We start from the raw sequence: 2,423 nt of genomic DNA on the forward strand, positions 1-2,423 counted from the left end.
TGTTGACGATCGCCCAGAATTGACCCACTTCGGGCAATAAATTTCATCCAAATTTGACCCACGTGATTGAATCACCTGCTTAATTATTAAGCAGGGAGACAAGGAGTGATCACAGTGGGCATGTTAGCCAAGATCAGGCGGATGTATATCCGCGAGAAGTTGTCGATCCGCGAGATCGCCAGACGCACGAACCTTTCGCGTAACACGGTCCGGCAGTGGTTGAAGTCGCCGGAAATGGGCGAGCCGAAATATCCCGAGCGGCGCGTTGTGAGCGTCGTCGACCCCTATTCAGATCAGCTACGCAGTTGGCTCGAAACGGACAGCCATCGACCCAAGCGGGATCGCCGCACAGCGAAGATCATGTTCGAGGCGATCAAAGCGCAAGGCTACGTCGGCAGCTACGTTCGTGCCTGCGTACGAGTGCGCAAGCTGCGCCAGGAATTAGGCGATGCTCCGTACCGGAGTGCCTTCGTGCCATTGACGTTCGGCCACGGCGAAGCATTTCAGTTCGACTGGAGTTGCGAGTACGCCTGGATCGGCGGTCTGCGGCGACGGCTGGAAGTCTCACATTGCAAGCTGGCCTGTAGCCGGGCGTTCTGGCTGGTGGCTTATCCTGCCCAGAGCCACGAGATGCTGTTTGACGCGCACACGCGGTCATTCGAGGCTTTCGGTGGCATCCCTCGACGCGGCATTTACGACAATATGAAGACCGCAGTCGATCGTGTCCAGCGGGGTAAGGCACGCGTCGTCAACGCCCGCTTTCTCGCCATGTGTGGCCATTATCTGTTTGAGCCCGACTTCTGCAATGTCGCCTCTGGCTGGGAGAAAGGCATCGTCGAGAAGAACGTTCAGGACCGTCGCCGGCAGGTATGGGCGGAGCTACGTGACCAACGTTGGAACTCACTGAGCGATTTAAATGCAGCACTGAGTGAACGTTGCCAGCAGTCGTGGGACACCATGGCCCATCCGGAATGGCCAGCGATGACAGTGGCCGATGTCTTGCAGGATGAGCGCGTGCACTTGATGCCGATGCCCAGGGCATTTGATGGCTACGTTGCGCAACCGGTTCGCGTGTCAGCAACGAGTCTGATCCACTTCCAGCGCAACCGCTACAGCGTGCCCACATCTCATGCCCATAGGGTCGTGAGTCTGCATATCTATCCAGACCAATTGGTTGTGGTGGCTGATGATGAAGAGATTGCCCGACATAGCCGCTGCTTCGATCGTCATCAGACGTTCTATGACTGGCAGCACTACATTGCGTTGATTGTTCAGAAGCCCGGCGCATTGCGTAACGGTGCGCCATTTCTGACGATGCCACCGGCGCTGCAACTCTTGCAGCGACATCTGCTCAAGCATCCGGGTGGCGACCGGATCATGGCGCAAGTTCTGTCGTCAATTCCGCTGCACGGTCTGGACACGGTCTTGGTGGCAGTCGAATGTGCGCTGGAATCCGGTCGTCCCAGCGGCGAACACGTCATGAATATCCTTGGTCGACTGAAAGAATCCGTCATTGATCAGGACATCATCACCACGCCGATGGTGTTGAACGAAGAGCCGGTCGCCAATGTGGCACGGTACGAACGACTGCGTGTCATTACCCCGGAGGCCAACGATGTCGCATGAAATCATCCGCCACCTGAAAGAACTCAAGCTGCACGGCATGGCCCAAAGCTGGCCGGAAATGGTGGGACAGACCCGCCTGGCTGAATTCGATCCGGTCAGTTTCATGACCCAACTGCTACGCTCGGAGAGCGCAGAACGCGAGGTCCGCTCGGTTGCCTATCAAATGACGGCAGCCCGCTTTCCTGCCCATCGTGACTTGCAAGGATTTGATTTTACCGAAGCGAAGGTCGATGAGAGTCTGGTGCGGGAGTTGTACACGCTGTCGTTTCTGGACGCCGCACACAACCTGGTCTTCATCGGTGGACCAGGCACCGGCAAGACGCATCTTGCGACTGCACTGGGCGTTGAGGCAATCGGCCAGCATGGCAAGCGTGTGCGTTTCTTCTCCACGGTTGAACTCGTCAACGCACTGGAGTTAGAGAAAGCAGCCGGCAAACAAGGTCAGATCGCGCACCGATTGATGTATGTCGACCTGGTGATTCTCGATGAACTTGGCTATCTGCCGTTCAGTCAGGCAGGAGGTGCGCTGCTCTTCCATTTGCTGTCGAAGCTGTACGAGCGCACCAGCGTGGCGATCACCACCAACCTTGGCTTTGCAGAATGGCCATCGGTCTTCGGAGATGCCAAGATGACGACGGCCTTACTCGATCGTCTGACTCACCATTGTCATATCGTCGAAACCGGTAACGATTCATGGCGCTTCCGGCACAGCGAATCGAGTCGCAAGCCACCTACCAAAAAACCAACGAAGAAAGGAGATCCAGGAACCAGACCAGAAGACTTATCCACAGACGCGG

Annotated in this window: 2 protein-coding genes; both read left to right on the top strand. The window is 56.7% G+C overall.

The annotated features are described in order from the left end of the window. Window positions 1–114: 114 nt before the first annotated feature. Window positions 115–1,626 carry an IS21 family transposase gene (istA, locus tag RCH09_RS19515; protein ID WP_326942806.1) on the top strand — a complete coding sequence of 504 codons (1,512 nt, stop codon included), beginning with the start codon at window positions 115–117 and terminating at the stop codon, window positions 1,624–1,626. Continuing rightward, the coding region (gene istB, locus RCH09_RS19520) for an IS21-like element helper ATPase IstB (protein ID WP_326942807.1) at window positions 1,616–2,423 on the top strand (808 nt) is incomplete at its 3' end. The genes istA and istB, both read left to right, overlap by 11 nt.

It is taken from the genome of Actimicrobium sp. GrIS 1.19 (genome assembly GCF_035984655.1).
Lineage (GTDB): Bacteria > Pseudomonadota > Gammaproteobacteria > Burkholderiales > Burkholderiaceae_D > Actimicrobium.